At 49.9% G+C, this 26,182-nt stretch carries 17 protein-coding genes, 1 tRNA gene and 1 pseudogene; 11 read left to right on the plus strand and 8 right to left on the minus strand.

The window, feature by feature from the left end:
* The first annotated feature begins 3 nt into the window (after positions 1-3).
* The 4 genes and pseudogenes from QET40_RS07635 (at position 4) to QET40_RS07655 (ending at position 5,957) form a co-directional block, all read left to right on the plus strand.
* Positions 4-951 carry a hypothetical protein gene (locus tag QET40_RS07635; protein WP_280126575.1) on the plus strand — a complete coding sequence of 316 codons (948 nt, stop codon included), beginning with the start codon at positions 4-6 and terminating at the stop codon, positions 949-951.
* Between the two features lie 216 nt (positions 952-1,167).
* Positions 1,168-1,920, plus strand: a pseudogene (locus tag QET40_RS07645) (DUF4329 domain-containing protein); the annotation flags it as partial.
* Between the two features lie 1,034 nt (positions 1,921-2,954).
* On the plus strand, positions 2,955-3,794 hold the full coding sequence (locus QET40_RS07650) for a hypothetical protein (protein ID WP_280126576.1): 840 nt from the start codon (positions 2,955-2,957) through the stop codon (positions 3,792-3,794).
* 75 nt (positions 3,795-3,869) lie between these two features.
* Entirely contained in the window at positions 3,870-5,957 is a 2,088-nt protein-coding gene (locus QET40_RS07655; RefSeq protein WP_280126577.1) for a hypothetical protein, read from the plus strand.
* Between the two features lie 43 nt (positions 5,958-6,000).
* Here QET40_RS07655 and QET40_RS07660 read toward each other — a convergent pair whose 3' ends face one another.
* Both QET40_RS07660 and menD read right to left on the minus strand, forming a co-directional pair.
* Entirely contained in the window at positions 6,001-6,918 is a 918-nt protein-coding gene (locus QET40_RS07660; RefSeq protein ID WP_280126578.1) for a phosphatidylserine decarboxylase, read from the minus strand.
* A 48-nt stretch (positions 6,919-6,966) separates the two neighbouring features.
* The gene (gene menD, locus QET40_RS07665; RefSeq protein WP_280126579.1) at positions 6,967-8,541 is read right to left on the minus strand and encodes a 2-succinyl-5-enolpyruvyl-6-hydroxy-3-cyclohexene-1-carboxylic-acid synthase; all 1,575 of its coding nucleotides are present in this window, start codon (positions 8,539-8,541) and stop codon (positions 6,967-6,969) included.
* A 57-nt stretch (positions 8,542-8,598) separates the two neighbouring features.
* Here menD and QET40_RS07670 point away from each other — a divergent pair, with 57 nt between their 5' ends.
* From QET40_RS07670 to QET40_RS07680, 3 genes are read left to right on the plus strand one after another with little or no spacing between them, the layout of a single operon-like run.
* Positions 8,599-8,748, plus strand: a complete 150-nt coding sequence (locus tag QET40_RS07670; RefSeq protein ID WP_280126580.1) for a hypothetical protein — start codon at positions 8,599-8,601, stop codon at positions 8,746-8,748.
* Between the two features lie 20 nt (positions 8,749-8,768).
* Positions 8,769-10,403, plus strand: coding sequence for a tetratricopeptide repeat protein (locus QET40_RS07675; protein WP_280126581.1), 1,635 nt, complete (start codon positions 8,769-8,771; stop codon positions 10,401-10,403).
* 41 nt (positions 10,404-10,444) lie between these two features.
* Positions 10,445-12,052 carry a hypothetical protein gene (locus tag QET40_RS07680; RefSeq protein ID WP_280126582.1) on the plus strand — a complete coding sequence of 536 codons (1,608 nt, stop codon included), beginning with the start codon at positions 10,445-10,447 and terminating at the stop codon, positions 12,050-12,052.
* 208 nt (positions 12,053-12,260) lie between these two features.
* Here QET40_RS07680 and QET40_RS07685 read toward each other — a convergent pair.
* From QET40_RS07685 to QET40_RS07695, 3 genes are all read right to left on the minus strand, one after another.
* A tRNA-Cys gene (locus QET40_RS07685) sits at positions 12,261-12,335 on the minus strand.
* A 38-nt stretch (positions 12,336-12,373) separates the two neighbouring features.
* A complete protein-coding gene (locus QET40_RS07690) occupies positions 12,374-15,118 on the minus strand; it encodes a protein kinase (RefSeq protein ID WP_280126583.1) in 2,745 nt (914 codons plus the stop codon).
* A gap of 137 nt (positions 15,119-15,255) precedes the next feature.
* Complete coding sequence (locus tag QET40_RS07695; RefSeq protein WP_280126584.1) at positions 15,256-17,337, minus strand: alpha-L-fucosidase; 2,082 nt, start codon at positions 17,335-17,337, stop codon at positions 15,256-15,258.
* 588 nt (positions 17,338-17,925) lie between these two features.
* Here QET40_RS07695 and QET40_RS07700 point away from each other — a divergent pair.
* The 3 genes from QET40_RS07700 (at position 17,926) to QET40_RS07710 (ending at position 20,418) form a co-directional block, all read left to right on the plus strand.
* Entirely contained in the window at positions 17,926-18,483 is a 558-nt protein-coding gene (locus QET40_RS07700; RefSeq protein WP_280126585.1) for a tetratricopeptide repeat protein, read from the plus strand.
* Between the two features lie 171 nt (positions 18,484-18,654).
* The gene (locus QET40_RS07705; protein WP_280126586.1) at positions 18,655-19,581 is read left to right on the plus strand and encodes an acyltransferase; all 927 of its coding nucleotides are present in this window, start codon (positions 18,655-18,657) and stop codon (positions 19,579-19,581) included.
* A 54-nt stretch (positions 19,582-19,635) separates the two neighbouring features.
* The gene (locus QET40_RS07710) at positions 19,636-20,418 is read left to right on the plus strand and encodes a hypothetical protein (protein ID WP_280126587.1); all 783 of its coding nucleotides are present in this window, start codon (positions 19,636-19,638) and stop codon (positions 20,416-20,418) included.
* Positions 20,419-20,440: 22 nt separating this feature from the next.
* Here QET40_RS07710 and def read toward each other — a convergent pair whose 3' ends face one another.
* The 3 genes from def to QET40_RS07725 form a co-directional block, all read right to left on the minus strand.
* Positions 20,441-20,947, minus strand: a complete 507-nt coding sequence (gene def, locus QET40_RS07715; RefSeq protein WP_280126588.1) for a peptide deformylase — start codon at positions 20,945-20,947, stop codon at positions 20,441-20,443.
* Positions 20,948-21,043: 96 nt separating this feature from the next.
* Positions 21,044-22,009 carry a hypothetical protein gene (locus tag QET40_RS07720; protein ID WP_280126589.1) on the minus strand — a complete coding sequence of 322 codons (966 nt, stop codon included), beginning with the start codon at positions 22,007-22,009 and terminating at the stop codon, positions 21,044-21,046.
* Positions 22,010-22,046: 37 nt separating this feature from the next.
* Positions 22,047-24,737 (minus strand): discoidin domain-containing protein, encoded by a 2,691-nt coding sequence (locus QET40_RS07725; RefSeq protein WP_280126590.1) that lies wholly within the window; start codon positions 24,735-24,737, stop codon positions 22,047-22,049.
* Between the two features lie 199 nt (positions 24,738-24,936).
* On the opposite strand from QET40_RS07725, the gene QET40_RS07730 reads away from it, so the two are divergent.
* A complete protein-coding gene (locus tag QET40_RS07730; protein WP_280126591.1) occupies positions 24,937-26,169 on the plus strand; it encodes an MFS transporter in 1,233 nt (410 codons plus the stop codon).
* The last annotated feature ends 13 nt before the right edge of the window (positions 26,170-26,182 follow it).

Raw genomic sequence — 26,182 nt, forward strand, 5'->3', positions numbered from 1 at the left:
ATAATGAAAATTATTGTTTTTTTAGTTTTATTGTTGTCTAATGTAAATGGATCCTATGCGATAAAATACGAGTTATTCTATAATCAAGAAAAAAAGTTTATTTCAACTCAAGATTATTTGGAGTCAAAATTCTACGAGTCTGCGTCAAGATTAGCTTATTATTGGGGGGTGTTTTTTCCCAATCTTATTCTTAATAATATTAAGAATCATGACGAAAACAGTAAAGGAAAATATTTTTTATTTAATAAATTCGATGAAAATGAGGTTTTAGAAATTTTATTAGAAAACATAATTGAATTTTACAATAAATCGTATGAATACAAAAGTAATTTTTATATATTTAATTTAAATTCGGTGCTAAATATGGTTGTGCGTGGTGATTGTTTTTTTTCAGGTAATGAAAACAATGGAAAGAATTTAAATATATTGCTAAAAGATAAATTTAAGGAAAATAATAAATTTGATGATTTTTCAAAATTTGATAATTGGATTTCAAGTGATAAAGAAAAAAATGTAATGAGTTATGATGGAGGAAATCCCTCTAGAGAGGAAATCAGATTTTATTTTTGTATAATAGAGAAAATGTTTAAAATATATTTAGATAAATTTTCTGAAACATATGTAAACTCAAGTGATAGTGATAAGAGTTTATTTATTGAAGATTTTTCTAGAACTCTTATTCTTTATTGGATAGGAGTCAATGTTGGATGTATGGAAAGAGATGTTGAATTCGAAAATAATATGCACTCTCTTGTGTCTAATGAAATTATAAAAAAGGACGTTTTTGATTTTATCTATTATATGAAAAAAGGTAATTTTTTTAGGACTAAAATAAAGAATGGGTTAAATATGGAAATGTATCCAATTCCTGATATATTTGAGAGAGAAGACAAATGGAATGAGTTGTTTGATTCTTTCAGTGATTGGTTGATAAAAGGAAAAATTGTTTAAATAATGACTGAAATGGTAGATTGCATTTTCAATTCAACTAATAATAAAAACGCAAACAAAATTTAAGTCTCATGACTAGCTGAGTAAATTCAATAATATAATATATTCTTGATGAATATATTTTCCATTCACGGATTTCAGGGTATCAATTCAGCTGTCTCATTCGTATGTTTATTTATCGATATGAAAACAACTAAAATTACTGCTCCTGCAGGTCTAAATTACAATACAGTCAATAGAATCCTTAAGATGTTACGTACACGTTTGGCAAAACTTTGCGAACAGGAGAATACTTGCCGTAATGGGATCTTTGAATTGGATGAGTGTTACCTGGGGGCGAGAAGAGTACAAGGAAAACGAGGAAGAGGAGCCAAGGGGAAAACAATCCTTTTTGGAATCTATAAGCGAGCATTGAGATTGGTGTATTACAATTATAGGCACCTGAATCCTTTGGATGGAAGGTGGGTGAATAGAGATCCTATAGGAGAAAATGGGGATATTAATCTTTATAAATTTGTCAATAATTCTCCTATTTTATACATAGATTATTTGGGGCTTTATTCTAATCAGTCATCCGCAGCGAGAGCCGCCATACAGAAGTGGTCTCAAGATTCGATTAATAATGACCAAGAATATTGTGGATTGATATGCAAAAGAAAAGGGAAATCCGAATATATATATACTGAAGCTCCAGGAAACATTAATTCTTGTATTCTCCATGACGCGCCATGTCCTAAATGCTATCTTGAAATCGCGTATTGGCACACGCATGGGGCTTTCATAGACAATGATGGAGATGGTCTAGATGATAGGGAATATGAGACTGAAGAATTTTCAAATGCAGACTTCAACTATGCAAACTTTTATGACATAGATGGATATCTTGGCACACCATTAGGAAAGGTCTTAATGTATAATCACAACAATGATAATGTAATTCCTAAAAGAATTGGAATTAACAGCTACTAAATATATGAAAAAAATCTATTTTCCTATCGTCTTACTTGCAATTATGATTCCTCCAGCGTTTTCTTCAAATAAGAGCATTGATCTCAATGCTGAAATTAGTAAAGAAATAAAAAATATTTAAATGAGTATTGGGGCAATAAAATAAAAGAAAAAGAAGAATGGGGAAATATAGAAATCGTCGTAAACAAGAATATATCAGAGTTTGATGCTATTGCTTTTAAAAGAATTATTAAAGCAAAAAAATTAAATATTGATTTAGAAAATTGTATCACTGCGACAGTAAAAAAGAAGTCTTTCGATGATAAAAAACTCAAATTAGGGGGATGTAATTTCTGCTTTTTAATCGACAAGGAAACATATAAAGTACTATTTTTTTATCGGGATAAGTAAAAATAGAGACCTATATACCTGATTAACCATGAACACACTACATTTCCCTTTTAGAGCAAATCCGGGGCATGGACAGGTAATTGGCAGGGATCAAACTTTTAGAAAATCTAGGTCAGATGCAGAACAAATGTGCAATAATTCAAGTTGTTGTGTATGATTATGAATAAAATTATAAATATATGAAATTTGCATTATTAATAATAGTGAAGTTGGTATTATTTATTTTTGTTGATTTTATATTATGTTATTTTATATCAATGATTGATTTTAAATTTGATCCGTATAAATTTATTTTATATTTATTTTTTTATGGTTCTTTTCCTGTTTTCCTTAAATTTAATATTCGTATATATGGATTATATGATTTTAAATTTTCGAAAAAGGCGAAAAGTATTTATTGGTACTCTGTTATTTTTTGTGGCGATATATGTGGGGTCATTATTTTCGGTATTTGTAAAGAATTAGGAATTATTGACGGTCGCTTTGCTAGTTCGACTTTTCCGCTTATATTAGTGCCGTGTACATTGATTTTATATAGTGCGTTTTTTCCATTGTTTGTCAAGATTGCTTCGAATGGTGATAGGAAGTGTTTCTAGCGTGTTGAACAAATAGATTTATCTAAACATCAAACAATTGATAAAATTATGATAAAGGCTGGAATGTTAAGGTTGTTCAGGAATGTTGATACGATCATACCTTGTTTATTATCGACGTATGAATTTTATGACAGGATTGCGGTTGTTTATCACGACGGTTCAAACGACGATGGTTCGGTTGATGCTGTGCGCTATGCGGTCAATAAATTCAAATTGGATAAGGTGTGCGATATCGAGTTATTTTATTATCCCTTCAGAACCTATTTTGTTGGTCATCCTTATTATGAGACACGCCACGAGGAGAAACAGCACAATTTCCAAAACTTTGGGATGTTTACTCAATTTGCCTTTAATGCGGCATTAAAGGGTCTGGACAGGAAAGAAGTCGTGTTTGCCAAGATTGACAGTGACCAGATCTATGTTCCGGGAAGGTTGGAGGAACGTTATGATATTTTAACAAGGAGGATGGAGGAGGATCCTTCGTGTGCCTATAAAATTAATGCCTACCATTGGTTTACGACGCCGTATGTGGATGGGAAAATCTATATGAACGGATGTGGAATAAGCTGTGGGTACGACAATTGTTTATATTCTCCGGATTTGTGCAATATCGGGTTTGATGTGAATGATTGGGTAGATTTCAGTTTTGTTGAAAATCCGCCCGGGAATAAAAAGATCGTCCATTTGGATCACGACAAGATATCATCGTTTGAATATAAATTGAAAATTCCGAAGGAAGGCTTCAAGGAAAAAGTAGAGCCGTCCCGTCGGGATTTACGACTGGTATCGATGGATCCTTCCTATGAAAAGATCCGAGACGATTATCAATTGATTTTGCCGATTATTGAGAAAGCGAATAGTCCTTTCCGGGGATATGTATTAAGCTGATTGTTTACGACAGCCCGGACTATTGACGGGCTGTACCGCATGGTGATGAAACGGAATATTGGATAGGAAACGTGAATGATGCACAAAAAAATATTACTTACGATTGCTACGGCCAGAGCTTACCGGAAGCGACGTGAAACTCTCAGGAAGACCTGGCTCCGGGATATCCGGGAGAAGAACCTCAATGTAGAGTATGTCTTTTTTTATGGAAAACCGGATAGCGATACTCCAATGGAGGCGGAGGATGACCTTGTGGAGGTGGATTGTTCCGACAAGTATGAGTATTTGCCCGACAAACATTGGAGGATCTTTCGATATGCCCTGGAAAACAAGGAGTTCGATTATATCTTCGATTGCGATGACGATACTTTTGTCGATCTGGCGCGTTTGTGCCGCCTGGTTGATGATGAGGAGGATGTCGGATTGCGGGGAGAAGTTATCAGTGCCGGATACGACAATCGCATGACGATTTCCGGCGGTGCGGGGCTGTTGATTTCCAGGAAGAGGGTCAAGGAAATTGTCGAGGCACACTTGCCGGTACGCGGATGTGACGATCTCCTGATTTATGATTATTGCCGGGAGCGTGGATTGGATTATTGCGACGATAAGCGGTTTTCGCACGACAAATTCAGATTTCCTCTGGAATCAAACAATGTGATTACGTCTCATTGGTTGAAGATGCCGGAGATGGAAATGATTTACCGCGTTTATGACCGGGAAGCTTTAGTGACGAGCGGGGATATTTCCTGCTATGTTCGTGAAGGTCATGCCTATGCAGTCCGGAAAAGAAATGAGAACCGTTATCTTCTGGGAGAAATTGAGAGAAAGGGCGAGAGGCTCTTTTTCATCAAGTGGAATGATAAGGTTGTCTCATCAAGAATCGAAGATGAGTCCGTGATCGAAGCTTTGAGCAGGCTCAATCTCGATTTCCAGGCGGAGCCATTTCTCCCGGAGCATCCCCGTGTTGCTATCATCTGTTGTTCCTACAACCGTTTTGAGCACCTTGTGCGGCAGTTGTACTGGGCTTTGATGCAGAATTACGAGAACTGTCGTGTGTTCTTTGCCGTCAAGGGCCTGGATGAATACCAGTTTAATGTGTATTTGTTGAATGAGTTCAAGCCATTTATTGACAGTGGAAAGCTCGTTTTGAGGTTGTTTCCCAACAAGAATCAGTTATCCAATATGATTGATCCCATCCGTGATGTGGACCTGGATGAATTCGACTTGTTCGTGAAGATTGACGATGATGATTTCTATTCGTTGTCGTACGTTGGAGATTGCGTGAAATTGCATGAAAAATATCCGGCAGATTACTCTTCCGTGGTTTATAGCAGAAATTCTTTGACGAAGACAGATTATGGCGGGCTTGTAACCGGCAGTCACAACAGCAATGTTATTGGAAATGTATCCATCTTCTCAAAAGCCGTGATGAAGGAATTGGCGGATTGTGAGAAGGACAGCGAAAAACTCTCGGAATTGGCACAAGAGTATGGCTTGGATTCCGGCGTCAAGTTCGGGCAGAATGAAGACCAGGTTCTGGATATGCTCATGCAGCGGCATGGATTGTTCGACAGGAACGAGTCTTCATTCGACAACTTCCATCTCCTGATCAATGCTTCCACAATTTCCATGATGCGTTCCAGTGAGCACAAGGCTTATTTGTCGGAGCGTTTCAAGCTTTGCAATTACACAATCAGCGATGATGAGGCTTGCTGGGAATATGTCGTCCGGATGAAACACCCTATTTGGGAAAGATCATATATCCTTTTCGGAGGAAATGGGTATCTTCTCGATGAACCCGAGACACGGCATTTTCATGTATTGTATTTTGACAATGAGTTTCTTGTCGTGAAGTGGCTGAGTTATGGAGTGGAAGCTTTTGGAAAGGATGAGAGCGGGAAGTTTGTTTTTCTGGAATGCAATGGTCGCGAACCGGAAGAAATCCCGAAAGAGGTATCTCTGAGAATCGGTAATTTCCTGTTCAAGTGTCAAAGACGCGGCAACAGGCTGTTTTGCGATAATTTCGTCAAACCGTTTGTGATCAAACGTGATGGAGGAGCCTTGCTGACCTGCGTGATGGATGCCCGGGAATACCTGCTGTTGAATATCCGCGATACGATGTACGTTCACGTTCAAGACCCGCTACCGTCTTCTTCCGTGTAGGGGGAAGCAGAGGGAGTATTTTCGCCATGAGAATTGATTGAATTTAGTCGGAAGTCATAAAGCCCATGATGTCGCCTTGCCGGGCGAAGAGTTCCATGTGGCGGGAAGAGGTTTCGAGGAGGTCGTCGGCGAGGCGGATGCGCCCCGGTTCGAAGAACGTCATGACGGTGGAACCTCCGAAGTAGAAGTAGCCTTTATCATCTCCTTTGCGGACGGGTTCTCCGGGAATATAGGTTTGCTTGATGCCTCCGACGCCGGTAGCTCCTACTTCGAGGATAGCTACTTGGCCCCATTCGGCGCTTTGTACGAGGGTGAGGACTCGTTTGTTGGTCCAAAGCCAGGAGAGGCGGCAGCGCAGACAGTATGGGGAGACACTGGCGAGAGGACCGGGGATGGTGCGGGCTTCCCCGGGGATTCCGTCCGTGGGGAAGTGGAACCGGTGATAGTCTGTCGGACACAGGCGGGAGAGGATGACGGAGCCTTCGGCATATTGTTCCCCGAGAGACCGGCTGCCGAGAAGGGCCGGAAGGTCGAAGCTTTGTCCCTTGATGAAGACTCCGCGCATGTCGGCGGCACATTGCCAGCCCATGTGACGGCCGTCGGCGGGGAAGACGGCAGTGTCCGAGTCGGGATGGACGGGGCGGGCCTGGGGTTTGAGACGACGGTAGAAAAATTCGTTGAAAGAGCCGAATTCGTGTGCCTGGAGGATAGATTCCTCCATGGGAATGCCGTATTCGGCGATGAACGGTTTGATGTCCTTCCTGCTGGAGGGACGATTTTTCATATAGCCCAGAAGACGGGAGAAGATGGCTCTCTTAATGAGACCGTGCAGGGCGATTTTGCCGGTCGTGGTTCCATAGATCCAGCGTAGGGCGGCTTCCGCCATGACTTGTTCCCGGATTTCTTTGCCGGTGTACCTGTCTTTATAGATAATGGGCTTGCTGGCATGTGGATTCGTCATGAAGGCATTGGGGCTGGAAGTGGCGATGGAGGGAGCGGTGATATGGCTTTATCGTCCGAGCATGCGGTAGAATGCTTCCGTCTGGGAGTGTTCCGGGGCAAGTTCGACGATGGCGAATCCGGTTTCGGGCAGTTCGTCGAGCAAGCCGATTTCATCCGCCGAGTTGATGCGGATGTAAGCGGCATCCCAGAGGGAGGCGACGTGTTGGAAGGAAACGGACTGGGGCTGGATAAGCATGCGCTCCATGGCGGGACTGAGGGCGTTTCCTCCTGGGAGGCGCCGGAAGATTCCTCCTCCACGGTTATTGAGCACGACGAGTATTCTCCTCCCGGGGTCGAGTTGCGGAAGCAGGAGAGGAGCATTGGCATCGTAAAGGACGGTCAGGTCGCCCATGACGGCCCAGCTTTCTTTCATGCAGGCAGAGTTGCCAAGGAAGGTGGACACTTCGCCGTCAATTCCGTTTGCCCCGCGGTTGGCCCGGACATTGGAGGTTGGGATGCGGTGCTGGGCGTAGGCGTTCCAGAGCCGGATGGCGTTGGAGTTGCCCAGGAAAACGGAATCGGCCAGGCAGGCATATTGGGAAATGGCACGGATGAGGGCGGGTTCCGAGGTCTCGCAGGCATTGATGGCCTCTTCGATGAGGGATTCGCGTTTCCGGGATTCGCGAAGCAAGTTCATGCCGTCACTGGCGGCATCGATGTCTCCCAGCGCCTGGATGACGGCATCAATGTTGCCGCAGATGACGGATGAGGGACGGGCAAGGCCGGAGAATCCCGTGCGAGTGATCGAGAAGACATCGGTTCCGGGCAGATCCTCCAGGTCGCGCCAAAACCGGCCGACGGGGACATCTCCAAGGCGTAGTACGAGAGGGGGAGGGGTGGCGCGTAGGACGGCGTCTCCATCCCGGAGGCAGAGTTCATCCAAGTGTTCGCGGAGGCCGGAGGTAGCATCCGCGAGGACGGGGGCTTTCAGTTCGCGGGCAAGCCAGAGGACGGCATCCTGTTCGTCCGGGTCGAGTCCGCCGATCAGGAGGGCCATGCCACGATCTCCACGGGTACGGAGTGCGGTGGCAAGGTCTGCCAGAGCCGGCCGGGGGTATTCGATTTCCGGAGGAGGAGCCGGATAAAATTCTTCGACGCGGGCGGAAGGATGGAGGTCGGGTTCGGGTAGGCAGATGTTGATGTGGAGGGGGCTTCGGTAGTCCCATGTGTCTTCTACCAGCGATTCGGAGATATCCTCCGGTTTTTCAATGTCGACCGTAGGGGCGTAAATACCGAACATTTCCGCTTGTTCGATGGCCTGGGGTGCTCCGGAGCCCCGGAAGTCGGCGGGGCGGTCCGCCGTGATGAGGAGCAGGGGGCGGGCTTGGTAGTAGGCTTCTACAATAGCGGGATAGAGTTCGGCAACGGCTGTGCCGGAAGTCGTGATGACGGCTACGGGCAACCCTGTGTCCTGAATGCGGCCCAGAGCAAAGAAAGAGGCGGATCGTTCGTCGAAGTGGGTCCAGACCGTTAGTCCGGGACATGTGGAAAGGGTTTGCAGCAGGGCCGTGTTGCGTGCCCCGGGGCACACAACCCATTCGGTGATACCGGCTACGCAGCATTGGGCGATGAAGGAACGCATAGGAAAAGGGGCTTGGTTGTATTGTGCCAGCGAACGCGGGAAGGCTCAAGCCTTCTCGTGGACAGCCCCGGAGAAAAGATGGAAAATGCTTTGTTTTTAGCAAGTTGGGATTTGGACGAGAGAGACGTTCCTAAAGTGAATGATGATAAAAAACTTGTATGGGAAGCTATGGGAAGACCCTTTTTAAGCTTGATTTTCACGGGATGAAACGGTGTCTTAACCTCTGCATGCAAGGTCATATGGAACAGTTGATCCCTCTTTCCCGTCGTACTCGTTGGATGATTGTCGGCGGATTGGTTCTGGTGGTTGCCACTCTGCAGTATGGGACGTTCCGCATGGGATATAATCAGGGATGGGAGGAAGGGGCCGCGACGCCCCAGCAGAAAGTGATTCTCCAAAGCGATGAGAAGGCGATGAAAAATCTGGCCGGTTTTATGTCGGAATCTGCTTCCGGCCCCGATTCTCTGGCCAGTCTTGTCAAAAACAGGAAGGAGCGCCTGTCGTGGATTCACGACCCCGTTCTGCTCCGCGACGTGTCCTGGGGACTGGGGCGCGATTTGCTGACTCAGGGACGAACCGATGATGCCCTGGAACTCTTGAATGAATTGATGCCTGCGGATGCCCCTCTTCCGGATGCTGCACGCTGGGCGCCCCGAGCCGATTTGACGGCTTCTTTGTTAATGCGTGAAAACCGCCCGGTCGAAGCCGCTTCATTCTTCCAAAGAGCTGCCTCCGGATACACGGAGGCTGCGCAAGCCCCCAGAAAAATCAAAGCTCTTCAGGCTGCCGGCGTTGCTCTGCTGGCGGACAATCGCCAGGATGAAGCTTTTAAAGTACTGGATATTGCCCGAGCGCAGGCGAAATCCTTGGACGGAGCAAATGGCCGCATGGTTCAGGCTCGTATCCTTTCCATGATGGCCCGCATCGAACGAACTCGCGGGAATGCCGACCGTTCCAAAGCGCTTTTTGAAGAAGCGCTCAAACTCTGGCCGGAACAGGATGGAAATGGAGGGTCGGATCTTGGCAGCGCCCGTGTATGCATGGGAGAAGCTTTTCTGGAATCCGGACGGCTGGACGAAGCGGAGAAAATGCTTCAAACGGGATTGCAGAATTTGCGGAAGAATGATGCCGACATCGGTTTTACCCTGGACGCTTTGCGCGGCCTTGCCCGCATCCGTTCCTCTCAAGGAGACTATGAGGAGGCTCTTGCCAACCTGTACCGTGCCGAAGGTGTTGCCATGGGGCGCGTCGATGTCAAAAACAATTTCTGGCCCTGTCTTTATGATCAGATCGGCTGGACTCACCTGTTGCGCAGCAAGCCTGCCGAAGCCATCGGGTGTTTTTCCCGCACGGTGGATTTTACAACCTGTCCGGAAGCCCAGGTTCAGTCTTGCGAAGGACTGGGGCGTGCCTATCTTGAACAGGGGGATCCGGTCAAGGCTCTGCTGTATTTGAAACAGGCAGCCCAGTTGAGGGAGTCGAAGTTTCCCGGAGAAACCGTTTCCCTCGGGCGCGTCTTCAAGAATCTGGGAATGGCCTATGATCTTAGCGGCAATACTCCGGAAGCTCTGGAGGCCTATGCAAAGGCATTCGATTACTTGAAGACGACACCTGAGAATCCTCTCTTCATGGAAACGGCTTTGTGCAAGGCCTACGCCCATATGGAAAAAGAGCAGTGGCAGATGGCCGTCGATACCTTTTTGGCGGTTATTCCTTTGATGGAGGGGGAAAAACGCTCGGAAAACCTCAAGAATATGGCAAAATGCTACGATGGTTTGAATATGAGGGATAAAGCGGATGCATGCTGGAAAGATGCGGGCTTCCCGCGTATTTCCGCTCCATCAAGGCGCTTGCGCCGTTAAAAGGCTTGATTCCTTCCTCCATATCTGACTCATTAAACTGCATGAGTTCCTACAGACCCAGAGTTAGCCACCCATCCCGGTTACGGGGGAAGCGCCCCATTTGGCGTCGCCTCTTCAAATTGTTTCTATGGCTTGTCATTGCCGGGTTTGTGTATTGGGGAATTGAATATTGCTATACGACAGTACGGAAGTGGAGGGAACCTCATTACATTACGGTCGAGAGCCAGAAGGAGGCAATGGACAAATTATCCTCCATGATGGAGTTGTGGAGCGGATCGAATGAAGAACTTCTCCAAGCGGCTACCGATTGGGAAAATCGTATGGCATGGATGAAGGACCCGAGAGCCCGCCTGGCTGCGACCCGCCTGCTGGCCGCCGAATTGGAAAACCGCGGTCTTCGTTCCCAATTCCGCAAGTTGCAGTTGTCATTGGTGACCCGGGATCTTGCTTCCTCGGCTTCTTTGCCTGCCGAAGAGCGGAAACTCGTGTTGAAGCATGCGCTTGATGTGGCCGGCTCCATGGCGGGACATGGCGATGATGCCGATGCTGAATCCCTGTATGGCGACATTGTGAAAGCCGGTTCTGCTTTTGATGCTCATGCCGTCGCCCAGGCGACGGATGCCCTCGTCGGCCTGGCAAGCAAGCGTGGCGCTACCAAGGAGGTTCAGACATTGATTGACTCATTGAACGGTAAGGTGGATATCAATGCGTTGAAGGAGCCTGATCTTATTAGGAAAGTGGCCGGGCTTTTCCTTCTTTCGGACAAGATTACCCGGCAGACGGAAGGAGGAGAGCCTCGCAAGGGCAGGGAACTGGCTAGAACTCTCCTTATCAATGCCAAGTTGACATCCAGTCCGGAATGGGGGGTAATCTCTCTGCTTGACATCGAACCCGAATTGAAAAATCCCGGCACGACAGGTATTGCCTCCCTGTGCAAGACGTTGGAGGATGCGTTAATTTGCTTCCGTTCCTCCACTTCCGAGGATCTTCGTTTCTGTCCGGAAATCATGCTGGCTATTGCCCAACTCAAGTTGCAGGACGGTCAGCTTGAACCCGCTATCCTGTGGGCAGGCCGGGCGGAAGGTGCGGCGCTGGCACTGGGTGTCGATATGCCCCGCATTCTGGAGGTCGGCAGCATTAAGAACGGAGTGGCTGCCCTACGTTCCGAATACAGACAGCAGATGGAGAAGAGGGCTGCGTTGAAGGAGGTGCGGGATTCGCTTCATGGCGCCGGAGTCAAACTGGCGGGAGAACAATGGGATTCCGCCATTGACGAAGCCAAGAAAACATCTGTACTGGCCGGCAAGATAGGTACGTTTGCCGATGGTTACATCCCGGCTTCTCTGATGGTGGTAGGCAAGGCCTACGAGGGCAAGAAAAAGTGGGAGGAGGCTGCCTCCGTCTATGCCGATTTGGCAAAGGGTTGGGAAAGTCTTGAGGGTGAGACCCTCAAGACAGCGGAGGAAAACATGGCTCGTCTGAAATATAACGATTTTTATAAAACGGTGATCCGTCGTCTTGCTGCTGTTTTTCGCAAGCAGGACATGATTACCAAGTCTAGGGAAACGCTGAAGCGCATCGGCGAGGGCGAAGGAGAAGAGGTCTCCCCGCCGGCGACGAGGGAAAGCCGGCGTTCTCGTAGAGGGTAATCGTTTTTTTACCTGACGTAAGTTCATCTCCGTTTCTGTGGGCTATGGCTCCCGTATGGGCGCGGATGCTCTGGAAACGGAGATGTTGTTTTATAGCAGGGATATTGAAACCTCAACAGGTTTCCTGAAGAATCTGGCGAATTGGATGAACGAGAAAGAAAAAAAGCCCCAATCTCAATGGATAGGGGCTTTTAAAATGAAATCAATTTGGAGGCGGGAGCGGGAATCGAACCCGCGAATAACGATTTTGCAGACCGTCGCCTTACCACTTGGCTACCCCGCCGTGGGGTGGAAAGAAGATAGGGTTTTCAAGAAGGAATGTCAACGATTTTCTGTCGAATTTGTTGGCAATGCCTGTTGAGCCGTATCGGGTGTTGCAGGGAGGAGCTGAACGGCTCCAATACTGGTACCCGGAGTTTTGATGGTCATTGCCAGAGCCAGATTTTCATAGTTATCAAGTTGTGGAATCTTGATGTTGATGGTTTGGGGGAGGCTGCCGGGGAAGAGGGAGTAGGGAGTGGCAATGGCTGAAATGATTTTGCCATTTTGCGTAATGTGGACATCGGATATCTGGCATTGCGAGTTGCCGCCGGTGCTGAGGATACGGAGAGAACCGTCACTGAGGGCTTGTTTGCTTGTCAGTGGGAAACTCATGACGGTCGGCGTGTTGGGCTTGACGTACTGTGTTCCCCAGAAACCGATGATGTCTGCCGTGGGGTCGAGGTGTCCCGTTTTGAAAAGAGGATTGGTGCGGGAGGCCCATTCGAGCATGGCTTGTCCGATTTCCAGAGACCGCGGAGTTCCCCAGCCCTGGGTGTTCATCAAGCCGAGCATGTAAAGGGCGTAGGAATCGTGGTGCTGTGTGGCCAGGCGCAGGAAGCTGGCGGCTTGGGCGTAGTCCTGGGGGATGAGGGTTGTTCTGACGGGAAGTCCGGGGTAGAAGCGTTTTTCTCCAAGGAGTAGGGAACCGAGTCTTCGCTGGGCGACCGGATATCCGCTGACAGCGGATTTATACAACCATTTGATGCCTTCCAGCAGGGTGGTTTCCGATTCTGATTCACCGGAAAGAATAAGGAACATTTTGTATTGGGCCTCGGGGTAGCCGATGGCAGCCATGGTTTTGATGAGCGTGAGGCTTTCGCTCGTGGACGGAAGTAGGCTGATGGAGGTTTGGCTGTCGGCGCAGGGCTGGCTGAGAGTACGGAAAACTTCTTCTTCTGCAATGGTTTTAATAGCAGGATCGGGACCGGCAGAGGGGGATGCACAGATGAATTTGATGTGAGGATAGGAGGGGATTTGTTCTTTGGAGACGAATCCGTTGTCCATCATGGAGAGGAGGACTGGCATCTGTTCACCATTGACCGTTTGAAAGGAATATGTGTAAATTTCCTCGGTTTTAAGTTCCGGCAGGGCAGGAAAGACATAGTTGACTGTCAGCCTGCCAGGAACAAGTCCCATTTGAGCAGCATTGTCGGATTGTGCGACAACGTTGCCGGCGGAGTCCTGAATGACGAGGTAAAGAGGCTGGTCCATTTTCAGGGACTTGAGAGAGTCCGGCTTATTGGCGGCTTTATTCAGGTAGATGGAACTGATGCGCAGGGTTTCCGGCCTAGGGGTGGGCAGATTGGATTGTGCCAGGACGGTATCGGACAATTTGAGTCGGAAGGAGTCGATGCTTTTGGGCAGGGACGGGCTGTCGGGAGGAATGGAGAGTGTCGGGATGGAGATGGCTGAGAGGTTCAGCATTTCCCGTGGTGTGTCGAGGCGGATGGTGGAGATGGTTTCTTTGATTGTGGTGCCTAGGGGTTCTTTCTTGAAGATGTCGGCGCCGATGAAAACGGAAACTGCAATGATGAGAACGATAAGAACGCCCGTGAAGATGGAGGAAAAGGACGGGCGGAGTTTGGCTCCGGAGCGTGAAGTTGTCTTTCGGCTGTGTTCCGTGTCGCTCTGCCGCTGGTGGGAGTCTGTTGAAATAAGGGGAAGCCAGTTGTTTTTTTCGCGGGCGATGCGGAGTTCTTCGTGAGAAACGTTGATGGTACTCAGGTCGTCGTTGCCGGTGAGATGGAGGGATTCCATCCATTGGGCGGCGTTCGCGTAGCGGTCTTCAACCTGAGGCATGAGGGCTTTGTCGATGCTTTGCAGGAATTCCTGTGTGTAGCATGCCGCCAGTTCGGGCATGGTGTGAAGCGGTACCATGGTGTCGGCCGAGAGGCGGACTTCCGCCCGTTCCGGGGGATTGCCTGTGAGGAGGGCGTAAAATGTGGCGCCGAGTGAGTAGAGATCGCTCCATGCACCGATATTGCTGAGACCGAGGGCTTGCTCCGGAGAGGAGTACCCGTGGGTTGTCAGGACGGTCAGGGAGGTGAGTTTGGAGGCGTGCCGCGCTGCGCCGAAGTCAATGAGGATGGGCATGCCTTCCCGGGTGAGGAGGATGTTGCCCGGTTTGATATCCCGGTGGAAGATGTCTTTGCCGTGGAGGTAGTGCAGGATGTCCAGAAGACGGAAGAGCAGGCCTTTCATCTCGTCTTCCGTGTATCTCTTGCCGGTGGTCATCAAGCGGTCTCCCAGATAGTCGAGGGAGAGGCCGTTGATGTATTCCATGGCGAAGTAGGCGGTGCCGTTGGTCTCGAAGATGGAAAGGATTTTGACGATACCGGGATGGTCCAGTTCAGCGATGGTCCGGGCTTCGTTGAGGAAGTTGCGGAGTGCCCAGTTGTAGTTTTCAATGTCGTGCTGGTTATTGGGCACGATAAGGCCGCTCAACGGGTCGCGGTGGGAATAGGAAGAAGGGAAGTTCTCCTTAACGACGACGTAGCGGTTGAGGTAAATGTCTCTGGCTAGATAGGTGATGCCGAATCCTCCATTGCCGAGGACATGGTCGATTTCGTAGTGTTCCAGTTTGGTGCCGGAGACGAGTTCCCGTTGGAAGACGAAGAATTCGTCTTTAGGGGGGGCGGCTTCGGATTGGGGGCTCCCTTCCAATTGATGAACATGGCTGGAAAGCGTTTCGCGAACAGGCTCCTGTTCAGTTTCAACATGCTTGTCTCCAGTTTGTTCTCTCATGGAAGTATCAACGGAAATTTGCTTTGTCCGCGAGGGAAACCTACTTCCTTTGTTTCCGATTTGCAAGAGAATCGGCTTCTGAATGTGTCCTATGACAGGGGGCAGCAGGACACATTCAGAAGGAGGAGGGGAGGCATTTATTTGGCGAACAGGGATATTTCCGCAGCGGAAATGTGGTTTTTGTCCAGTGCCCGTGTTCCGGTGAAACGGAAGTAGCGGACTTTAGTCTTCAAATTGGAGATAGGAACGATTTGTTCGATGGGATTGGCCCTGAGGTTGGAGAATTCGCCTTCTGCAACTTTTTTCCAGTGTTTGTTGTCCGGGCTGACTTCGAAGATGTACCGATCGGTCATGCCATGGGTACAGTTGTCCTGACGGGGGAGGTAGGAGAAGGCTGAAATGGCATGGGCTTTACCCATATCGACGGTGATGCTTTGGGGTGGATTCTTTTCACCGGTGTTTTCATGAGTGTGCCAGAAGGTGGAAGGTTTGTCGTCGATAGCCATTTCCGGAGAGGCCCCGGCCGTGGCGGAGATGACTTTCCAGTCTTTTTTTGAGATGCCGAAGCGGGTGGTGGCGTCCGGTCCGCTGTTACCTTCGGTGTCGAAGACTCGTGCCGAAACAATGCCGCCATTGGGCAGGCTGATAGGCTCTTTGAATATTGGGGATTGCGAGGTGGGTTGGGAACCATCTGTCGTGAATCTGATGATTCCTGTTGTTTTGGCGTCGATGGTGACGGTGTCTCCCTGACGGGTGATGGAGGGTTGAGGCAAGGAAACGGGGCGGAGCAGAAGGGAAAATTCCGAGATGCAGGGAACGGCTGGACTGGACGTGATGGTGAGGCGCAGTTTATCTGTCGTCACCGGGGCGGCCGTAGGAAGCATGACTTGGTTGCCTATGGTTTTGCCGTCGATGATTTGTTTCCATGTACCGTTTTCCCATGCATCGACGCGGAAGGATTCCACCCTCTGACCGAGACGGATTTGTTCACGGAGGCGGACGATGTCGAAGGTGGCTTTGTGGGGAAGGGTGATTTCGACGGACGGTGTATTGTTGCCATCATCGGTTGTCCAATAGGTTTCTATGTCGTTGTCGAAGAGGCTAGCGGGGGAAAATCGTTTGTCGTTTCCACGTGTGTTGGTGGCTTTTCCCTTGGCTCCCAGAGCGAAGTCTTTGGAGTAGAGTTTGTCCCTCAGTTTTTTGAAGCCAAGAAGAGCTTGGGCATCGGACGGGTAGATGAGACCCTGTTTGTCCGGAGGGACATTGAGGATGAGATTGGCTCCCCGTCCGACACTGTTGATCCAGACGTCGAGCAGGTGTTCGGGCGTTTTGACGGAATTGTTGTAACGTTCATGCCAGAACCAGCCGCTCCGGATGGAGGTATCACCTTCGGCGGGTACCCAGCGATTGCCGTGCGGAACGCCATGGGCCGCATTTCCCGGTTTGTCCGTGTCTTCAGTAGCCCAGTGCGGATAGCCGACATGTCCTCGTTCGGAACCGCCCCATCGGGCGTCTCCGACATGGCCGGCGCCCCAGATGATGCAGTTGGGCTGGAGACCGCGGATCATGTTGATGATAGCCGGGAAGTTATAATAATCCTGAGGAATTTTACGCGTGGTTTTTGCACCTCCGTACCAGCCGTCGCCGCCATTGGCCCCGTCGAACCAGATTTCAAAGATATTGCCGTATTTGCCGCTGAGGAGTTCACGGATTTGTCCGTAGTAATCTTTCAGATAGCCTTCTTTCCCGTATTCCTTGTGATTGCGATCCCATGGGGATATGTAGGTACCGAATTTCAGACCGTTAGCTTTACAGGCGTCGGCTAGTTCTTTGACGAGATCCCCCTTGCCGTTTTTCCAGGTAGCCTTGGTGATGTTGTGTTTCGTAGTAGCCGTTGGCCAGAGGCAGAAACCGTCGTGATGTTTGGCGGTAAGAATAATGCCTTTCATGCCGGCCTGTTTGAAAAGCTTGACGATTTGATCGGCGTTAAAGTCAACAGGGTTGAACAATTTGGGATTTTCATTTCCATATCCCCATTCATTACCGGTATAGGTATTGAGGCCCAAGTGGATGAATCCGTAGTATTCCATCCTCTGCCAGTCTACCTGCTGAGGCGTAGGGACAGCTCCGTAAGGTTGGGGCGGCTCTGCCGCATCAAGACCGGACAGGAACAGGGATATTGTTGCACAAATCAGTGATAAACGGGGAAGGGAAGTCATTATGAGTACTCTAGCGGTACATGTCGGGAAGGCAAGACGATTCCTGCATTCTTTTTGTAAGAATGACATGAAAGAATCCCTGGGCAATCCGGCATTCGCCGGACATCCCCTAGTTACGGATGAGCGTATCTGCTAATCCTTTGCCTCGGCAAGGGCGGCTGCCAGCATGCACCAAAGATGAAGACCTACTCCCAATGGCCGAAGGAAGTCAACCGAATAACAGAGAAGAATGATACTGCACCATGCTATCCCCCGGAGAACATATCCTCTGTAAGCCTGTCCGGCTCCGGGAAGAATCAAACTAAATAATGCGGCGAGAACTGGGTTGTAAGATTTTCTTGCAACCCAGCATCTAGGGTAAGGGTCTTCTGGCTGGTTCGTCATGGGTGAAGTAACAATATTGTCGATTAAGACGAAAGATCAACTAAAATCGTTCATATTTCCATGTATTTATGCCATAAGAAACTTTCTTGCAGTGAAATAACTTGGCATACTGTTGCAAATGCGACGAAGCCTCACTTTCAGTTGCACTACCTGTACTGTGTGTTGTATACTGTTGCCATTGGGAAACTATTACCCCATGTCACCATGATGAAAAATTACGGGAAAACAATGCTGGCTTTGGGAATTGTCTTTGTAGCGGTGTCATCGGTTTGGGCCGATTTCCCTGTTTATGCCGGTTCTTCCTATACGGTCGGGTCGAAAATGTGGAGTGGATTTTCGCAGGTTGAAGAAGCAGCGAACCAGAGTGATCCTCTTGCTTGTTTTGTGTATGCCTGGGCATTGGAGGACGGAAGAGGTGTGCGTAAGAATGAAGCTCTTGCCCGGGAGTGGTATGCCAAAGCGGCCGACGGCCTCAAGAAACTGGCATCCCAGGGCAATTCCGATGCCATGGCTGCCTTGGCAGATCTTTATGAGGCAGGCAACGGTGTTCCGAAGAATAAAGTGGAGGCTGCCAAATGGTATGCCAAAGCCGCGGCAGCCGGACATGCCTATGCCCTCTATGCATTGGCGGAATGCTACAAAGATGGCAATGGCGTGCCGCAATCCACGGATAAGGCCCGGGAGTTGTATTCCCAGGCAGCGGAAAAAGGGTATTCTCCGGCACGGTCTGCTCTCCTGGACCTGGATGAGGAAGAGAAGTAAACCTGATTTTCCCTTATATCTTATAGGTCCTTCTATTCTGATTTATAGAATATTACGGAAGAGTGCGTCGACCTATAGCGGCATGGCCTGGCGCATCTGTGCGGTTTCTTTCCTAGGATGGATCAGGGATGAACTTGGCAGATCGGGGATGGGTGTGGTACGTTGCCCTGCATGAACGACATACGGACTGAACGCCTGGAATGGGTGGATACGGCGCGCATTCCTGCGATGTTGTTTGTGATTATCCAGCATATTCCGCTGGTGTGCCCATGGAATGATTCTCCACTGACGTCGTCTTTGGCGTTCTTCATGCTTCTGGCGGGGTATTTTGCCGGGCCGAGACTGGCAGCGTCTCCGCAGGTATGGAGTGGCTATGCCGGGAGGCGGGTCGTGAAGTTGATGGGACCGTATCTGGTATGGAATGCTATTTATTTGGCTGGTATGCTGGTAACTGGCGAGGAGTCCCTGCCGGCAACACTGACGGAATGGGCACACGTATTTGGACTCGGGCATGAGCCTTTACTGCTTCCCTTGTGGTTTATCCGCGATTTGGCGGTGTTCATGATCGTCGGTTCTTTCCTGGTTCGGGGGCCATGTTGGGTACTGGTAGCCGCGGCGTTGGCTGGATTGTGTTTCCTTCCTGTCGGTGCGGGCGGCGAGTTTTGGCCGAAGCCTCACATGTTCGGTAATTTTTGTCTTGGAATGCTGGCAGCAGGTGTCCCCGGTCTTTCGGGGCACTGGAAGGCATTGCCCATTGGGTTTCACTTTGGGCTCGTTGCGTTTTACTTCTGCCTGGCCGGGTATAGTGCCTATGCGGGTGGTGTCGTGTATGGGCCTTTGACTGTTCCCGGGATTCTGGCCTTATTGAGCATGGGGATTTTGTTGGACCGGCTGCCTTGCCGGAGGATGTTGCAGACATGTTCCCGGGGAACGTTTTTTATTTTCTGCTTCCATACGTTTGTGATTGTGGCATTGAAGTTTGTTCTTCCTGTAGGAAGCTTCTGGTGGCTGGCTGCGGTCCCTGTGATCTATGGCGCGAGTCTGGTTGTATATTTGCTGATCCGCAGGTGGAGCATATTCCGTTTTTTGACGTGCTGACGTGAGGATAGGCTTCCTTTGCATGCGGTGGGTGTGGTAGGAAATATTTCATCTATGCCAGAATCTTCTTCATCCCGCCATCTGCGTTCTTCTTCTCCGGTTTCAGCTGGTGCCGGATGGCGCTGGGTATGGCCGATACTTGTTGTGACCGTATTTGGCATGGGGGTAGTGACCGGCAGGTTAAGCAGGAACGATGTGACTGGAACAGAGGGTTCCGGGGAGACTTTTTCGGAAGCATTGGAACAGGAACGGCTGACGAGATTCAGTGCGGAAGATCGTGCCGAACGGGCTGAAAAAACTCTGTTAAAACTCGAACAGATGGAACGCGAACGTCTGGCTGCGGAGAATTTAGCTCTGGCCGGACAACGGGATAAGGCTGCCGCAGAAGGGGCGGATGTTCCGGACGACCGAAAGATGGGGGATGATCATGAGATGTTGGATCCCACGGTTGTGGGGCGTCCCCTGGGAGATGTGATGGATGCCGTTGGCGAGGCCCCTCCCGAAAGTCCTCTGGGATCGGGAGATGCTCGGGAATGGCGTTCGAAATACAGGTATGCCGCCCTGAAATACAATCGCCTGGTGAGTAATTACGACAGACTCCAGAAGAAGTATATTGAGCTAACCGGAGCGGACGGAGGCAGGAACGGGATCGTGACGGGGAGCATGTTTTACAAAGTCCTCCGCCGTTCAACGCGGGAGGAACTCGACCGGGTGCGCAAGGAACTGAACGGGGGTGTTTCCACAAGGAGGGTACGCGATGTCCAATCCCATCTGGACGCTTTGAATGAACGGGAAGCTTGGCTGAAGAGGAAGGCTCGTGAAATGGGGATTGAATGAGAGATTCTTTTTTCTTCGTTCTTTAAGGCTGCTCTTTGATGCGGTCGGTGAAGAGAATGCCGTCGAGATGGTCGCATTCATGCTGGAGGCAGCGGGCCAGCAGACCATTGCAGTCCAGGGTGATTACGTGACCGTTCATGAGTGTCATCCGTACTTTGGCGTGACTGGGGCGGCTGACGGGTTCATAGACTTCCGTGATACTGAGGCATCCTTCGGTGAAAAGAGATTGAGGCCCGTAGGGCTCAATGGATGGATTGATGAAGTCGAGCGGCATGATGTCCTTCAACGTTTTAGGTTCACCGTTAACCTCGATGAAAGTGGTGCTTTCTTCTTCGGCGGGGATGTCGATGGTGACGAGCCGGACGGGATGACCGACTTGCGGAGCCGCCAAGCCGATGCCTCCCTGGGCGAGTGTAGCCTTCATATTGGCTAACAATGCCAGGACTGATTCATCAATACGTTTGATGGGGGCACTGATTTCGCGAAGGACGGGATGGCCAATTTGAAGGATTTCCAGGATTTTGGGCATGACTGCGATACTACCCGCTGTCCTCCGGGAGGGCAATGCATGGGTTTGTCAGAATTGTTGAGAGAGATTTGAGACTAAAAGGCTGAAGGCAGAGGCTTATTTGTCCCGTTTGCGGTGTTTTTTCTTGGAGACGGAATCTTTATCGGTGGTTTTGGGCGCCGGATCACCACACCATTGAGTAAGGAGGCTGGGAGTGATTTTACCGTACATGGAATTCGGATCGATCTGCTGCATGGCGAGGAGGTGCTTTCGCAGGACATTTTTAGCAGCGCCGTCACGTCGAAGCTGGCCGATAAGGATGCAGTAAGTTTCCTGGCGTTGGAGAGGGGAATAGGCTGTGTCGTTGACGATTTTCAGGACAGGAGACTCCAATTCTGTGGATTTGGCATCCTTGTGCTCTTCCTGAAATTTGCGGGGGTCGTAGTTCAGGCGCCTGACGTAGCCGCTTTCATCCTTGGGATCAAGTGTCCGAATTTGTTCGGCGGCATTGTGGGGAGGATCGATGCCGAGCGTGCTGGCTTGACCGATTAATTTGGCTTTTTCGAGTCCGGATGCCTGTTCGGCCTTGTTCATCAATTCGAGTTGCTGGGCAAGGAGGGCCTTGTTTTTTTGGATAAGCTGGCAGGCTTTGCTTCCGGAGAGTCCGTCGCCTAGGTCATCATTCCCGCTGAGGATGGCATAAGTCCTTCCGGTTTTATCCAGCATGACGACGGTAGGATTGGAGCGGTAGCGATGGGGCGGAGGTAGAGGGAAGCCTGACTGGATTTCCTCTTGTTTGGCCTTTTGTTCGTCCGTGGGACGCTGGTAGATAGGCAGGGCGACGAGGACGGAGTTGCCGGCAGCGCGTTCGAGTTCATTTTTTTGCCAGAAAGATTCCAGCATTTTGACGCTTCGACGGTTCCAGTCAGGACCGTAGAGGTAGATCAGAACTCCTTCGTCTCCGGCTTTTTCCAGAGCCTCATGGTAGGTTTTGGCACGTTCTGCCGCCCAGGCCGACATGCAAGAGAAGGCAAGGAGAATCAGGACGGCCCGGGAAATGAAATGTATGCCCGTTGTTTTCATGGTGATGGGAACAGTTTGAATGAAAGGGATGAGGGGGTCAGGCGGCTTTTTGTCCGTAGACGAGAATAGCTCGCAACGAGAAAAAGTCTTTTTTGCCTCCGCGGACAACGCGAATGTGGCGTGCTATTGTGTTTTTACCTTTGAGATCAACGCGGATAACGGATTCTTTGACGGGTGAAGGCAGGGTAGCGGCCGGAGTCCATGAGTTGCCGTCCATCGAGGTTTCAATCTTCCAGTCGTGGAGGCGGTCGTGGTTGTTTCCGGTTGTGGCGATGACAATACCGGAGAGTGTCCCGGGTTTGGGCATGATGACTTCGGCCCATTCTTCTTCGTTTTTGTTGTCAGTATGGAAATTGCCTCCGCTTGTTTCGATGATGCCTCCGTGTTGGAGCGGGTCTCCGTACTGTTGGGAGACGGAACTGAAGCGGACCAATCCGCCGGAAGAGAGCAGTTCTCCTGAAAAGGGCTGGAATTCCGGAAGGGAACCGGTAATACGGTCCTTATACTGTTTGCTGATACTCTGGAATGTGTCGATGTCGCGGCTGTTTTCCGCACCGATGAGGGCAGCGGCCTGCAATTTGTCCTTATCGGCTTTGTCCATGGTTGTATTGCCGACGGAGGACATGGCTAGCTCGGCAACTTTGTTACGGGTGTCGTCGTTAAGGGATTTTTCGTATTCCTGAGCCCAGGCGAGCGTTTGTGCTGCGTAGGCGGGTTTATTGAGGAGATGTTCGAAAAGGGTTTTGAAGTAGGCGACGACTGCAGGATCGGACGCCGAGAGGCTATCAGCCTGTTGCTTGAGGAATTCGTCTAGAGGCCATTTGTCGGATTCCGGCTGCTTGAGATTCTTCATGTAGGATTCGAAGGCAGTGATTTTGTCCTTTTCATCTTTGAGAAGGGCAAGCAGGCGCGGATAGACGTATTTGGTCAGAGTGACGGCACAGACTTCCGGGTGTTTGCTGGCAATGCCGAGGCAGATGCCTTCATTGAGTTTTTTCCATTTATCGACGTCGTCGGGGAAGGCTTTTTTGAGGAAGTTGGCATAGGATGTCCACGCGGCGTAGTTGAGCGGCTGGATGTCGGTGGCGAGTTCGAAAAAGTAGGGAGCCTTGGCGGTATTGTCGGTTTCGGCCATCATTTCTCCAAGGGCGGCGATCTGCATGGACAGGTTGGCGCGGTAGCCTTCTTGGAAAAAATCCTGGGTCAATTCCAGGAAGGACCATTGGGTTTCTCCCCACACGGTCCAGTGGCAGCTGTGCTTCCAGTCGATGGAGAAACAGCGTTGCCATTTGTTATTCACGCGGATGGCAAATGCGCAATGGCCGGGTTCTCCCATCGTAAGGGCGGCGATGCCGTTGGCGCAGGCTGAAGACGTCCCGAAAGTCGCATTGCCGCCGCAGACGGAACCGATATCGCGCGTTTGCTTGCTGTAGTTTTCGGGGTAGATGGATTCGAACGGTTTGTAATAGTCCTGACCGTGGATACTGTCGCCGAAGATGTTTTCCAGACGGTAGGGAACCTGGCATGCGGCCATGGGATAGGACCCCTCCTGAAGAGTGCAGTTTTCCCGGAGCCACCTAAGAGTGGTGGCGGAACCGAAGCCGCTGTTTTGAGGACGGGTACCGCAGACGATGCGCATATCCCAATCCTGCAATTGGTCAAACGTAGCATTGAGCTCTCCTTCTTGCCAGCTGGAGGAAAAGTAGTCGTAACGGACTTTGGCCATGCTGTACGGATCGCTGCCTTCCTTGTCGTAGCATTCCGCCCTTCCGAATTCCGCAGCGATTGCCGTCGCTATTTTTCGCTTCATCGGGTTGGTGGGAATTTGCGGGTCGTGTGCAACGAGATTGACGAGGAAGTCGAGCCCTTGCGCCGTTTTCTGATTGGCTCCGGCATACACGAAACTTTCGATCCAGTTCAGATTGTTCATGAACTGGGAAACGATGGAGCCGTGTTTCGGATCCGATGCCAGTTTTTTGAAGAGCTGGGAGTCTGCATTTTTCAGGAAGATCCATTGGGCTATATCCAGCCTTGCCTGCGGTGAGTTGAGGAGCAGCAGGACATTGAGATCCTGATTCTTGGGATTCTTTACCTTGAAGAGGAGTCTGTCGGGGAGTTTTTTCAGGACATCTTTGGGGGTGGCCCAGTCTCGGCCGGTAAAGGATTTCCCGGTGAAAGGCGCGTTGGCTTTAAGGGAAACTTTGTCGATATACGAGAGGAGTTGAGCAATTTGTTCCGGAGTACGAGTCAGGGAGTGGATGGGGAATTTTTCGTATTTGGCAGCGAAGGGGAATTTCTTTTGCATCATGGCTTCGTGTTCCTTGCGGGCACGTTCCTCTTCCTGTTTGGCCTTTTCTTTTGCCTCTTCCTCTTCGCGTTCCCGGCGTTCTTCTTCCAATGCTTTTTTACGGGCGGCTTCTTCTTCTTCGCGTTCCTTGCGCTCGCGGTCGAGTTCTTCCTGTTTTTCGCGCTCCTTGCGTTCCTTATCCTCTTTGGCTTTGCGGGCCTTTTCCAGAAGTTCCCGTTCGATACGTGCTTTTTCTTCAGCCTTTTTCTGGGCGAGGGCCTGTTCTTTCTTGAGCTTCTCCTGATGAGCTATTTTATCTTTTTGCTGTTTACTCTGGTAGATGTTGTAACCGACGATAGCAACTCCGGCGATCAGGATCAACAGAAGCCATATCAAGGCTGCACCCCGGCGGACGGCATGGGAAAAAGAACGTTGGTTCATGGGGAAAGGAAACGATAATTCTCGTGAATACTCACCCATCAGATCCTGTTCTGTCAATGTTATTCCCCGCCCTGAAGTCTTGATGATATTCCGGTTTTATAAAGAGGGAAAACGCTGCCTGTTTCTGCATTTCTCCAGAAATATGCAAACTGACGTCATCCCGGTTTGAATCTTGTCCTGCGTGGAGTATGGACTTCGCATGTTTCGGACTAAAGATCTGCTCGTGGTCACCTCTCTCCCGGAGGAGAAAGTCCCCTTGTGGACGCGCGACTATATTCTGGCTTGTTGTTCCAACTTGATGATGGGTCTTGCCTTCTTTGAACTGGTTCCCGTCCTTCCCTTGTATTTGACGGGTACTCTGCGTGTCTCTTCCGGTTGGCTGGGATGGATCATGTCGATTTATGTGGTTGCGGCCATTATATCCCGCCCCTGGTTTGCCCAGAAGGTCGATACGGGGGACCGTAAAAGAATTTATATCGTTGTATATATTCTTCTGGCCCTCTCCTTTTCCGGTTATGCTGTGGCGACGACGGCTTTGTTCGTGTTGTTGACACGTTTTGTCCAAGGGTTGATATGGGGAGGGATGACGACATCGGGGCCGACTTTGGCCGTCGATATCATTCCGCCTTCACGACGTGGGGAGGGATTGGGATTCTTCGGCATGACGATGACGCTGGGCATGTGTCTGGGACCTGTGATCGGTCTTGAGTTCTACCAGAAAAACGGGTTTGAATTTATTACGTGGACATCGTTGGTTTTGTGTTTGTGCGGCGCCGGGATTGCCTCTCTGATCCGTGCTCCGAGAGCTCCCCGTCAGGAAGCCGTCCGGGAAACGCCCGGAAGTGTTCTGGATCGGCTTGTGCTGCGTGTTGGTATTCCTTTGGCTGTCAATGTGATGATGGCTTCCTTCTCCTATGGAGTCGTAGCGGTGTATTCGGCCTTGTACGGCAAGATGTACGGCTTCCGTTATGCCGGCTTGTTTTATGCCTTGATGGGGGCAGGCATGTTGATTTCACGATTTATTGTCGGGCGGCAGATTGATCGTGGTCGAGTGGCGGAGTTGTCTGTTATTTCCCTATCTATTCTGACGTTTAGCTTTGCATCGCTTGCTTTGTTCCCTCTGGAGGGGATTTATTATGCATCGGCCATACTGATCGGCTTTGGATTCGGTATCTTTATCCCCACGTTTCAAACAATGAAGCTGAACATGGCGGACCGCGGGCATCGGGGCGCAGTGAATTCTACGTTCTTTACGGCTTTTGATATCGGAGTTGGGGCTGGAATGTTTTTCGGGGGGAAGATTTTTGCATGGTTGAGCTTGAACTGGGCATTTGGCGTGGGTGCCATGCTTAACCTCTTGGCAATTGTCTATTTTTATCGGATTTCCCTGGATCACTACCGACGGAACAAACTTGGCGTGGATTCGGAATGACCGAACTCTCCGG

Origin of the sequence: Akkermansia sp. N21169 (assembly GCF_029854675.1) — a bacterium.
Taxonomy (GTDB): domain Bacteria; phylum Verrucomicrobiota; class Verrucomicrobiia; order Verrucomicrobiales; family Akkermansiaceae; genus Akkermansia.

Coding starts and splice junctions, on each gene's coding strand:
- QET40_RS07720 (WP_280126589.1), bottom strand. CDS start 22,009: ATGAAAACAACGGGCATACATTTCATTTCCCGGGCCGTCCTGATTCTC.
- QET40_RS07650 (WP_280126576.1), top strand. CDS start 2,955: ATGATAAAGGCTGGAATGTTAAGGTTGTTCAGGAATGTTGATACGATC.
- QET40_RS07655 (WP_280126577.1), top strand. CDS start 3,870: ATGATGCACAAAAAAATATTACTTACGATTGCTACGGCCAGAGCTTAC.
- QET40_RS07680 (WP_280126582.1), top strand. CDS start 10,445: ATGAGTTCCTACAGACCCAGAGTTAGCCACCCATCCCGGTTACGGGGG.
- QET40_RS07710 (WP_280126587.1), top strand. CDS start 19,636: ATGCCAGAATCTTCTTCATCCCGCCATCTGCGTTCTTCTTCTCCGGTT.
- QET40_RS07730 (WP_280126591.1), top strand. CDS start 24,937: ATGTTTCGGACTAAAGATCTGCTCGTGGTCACCTCTCTCCCGGAGGAG.
- QET40_RS07660 (WP_280126578.1), bottom strand. CDS start 6,918: ATGACGAATCCACATGCCAGCAAGCCCATTATCTATAAAGACAGGTAC.
- QET40_RS07635 (WP_280126575.1), top strand. CDS start 4: ATGAAAATTATTGTTTTTTTAGTTTTATTGTTGTCTAATGTAAATGGA.
- QET40_RS07725 (WP_280126590.1), bottom strand. CDS start 24,737: ATGAACCAACGTTCTTTTTCCCATGCCGTCCGCCGGGGTGCAGCCTTG.
- QET40_RS07700 (WP_280126585.1), top strand. CDS start 17,926: ATGATGAAAAATTACGGGAAAACAATGCTGGCTTTGGGAATTGTCTTT.
- QET40_RS07705 (WP_280126586.1), top strand. CDS start 18,655: ATGAACGACATACGGACTGAACGCCTGGAATGGGTGGATACGGCGCGC.
- menD (WP_280126579.1), bottom strand. CDS start 8,541: ATGCGTTCCTTCATCGCCCAATGCTGCGTAGCCGGTATCACCGAATGG.
- def (WP_280126588.1), bottom strand. CDS start 20,947: ATGCCCAAAATCCTGGAAATCCTTCAAATTGGCCATCCCGTCCTTCGC.
- QET40_RS07695 (WP_280126584.1), bottom strand. CDS start 17,337: ATGACTTCCCTTCCCCGTTTATCACTGATTTGTGCAACAATATCCCTG.
- QET40_RS07690 (WP_280126583.1), bottom strand. CDS start 15,118: ATGAGAGAACAAACTGGAGACAAGCATGTTGAAACTGAACAGGAGCCT.
- QET40_RS07675 (WP_280126581.1), top strand. CDS start 8,769: ATGCAAGGTCATATGGAACAGTTGATCCCTCTTTCCCGTCGTACTCGT.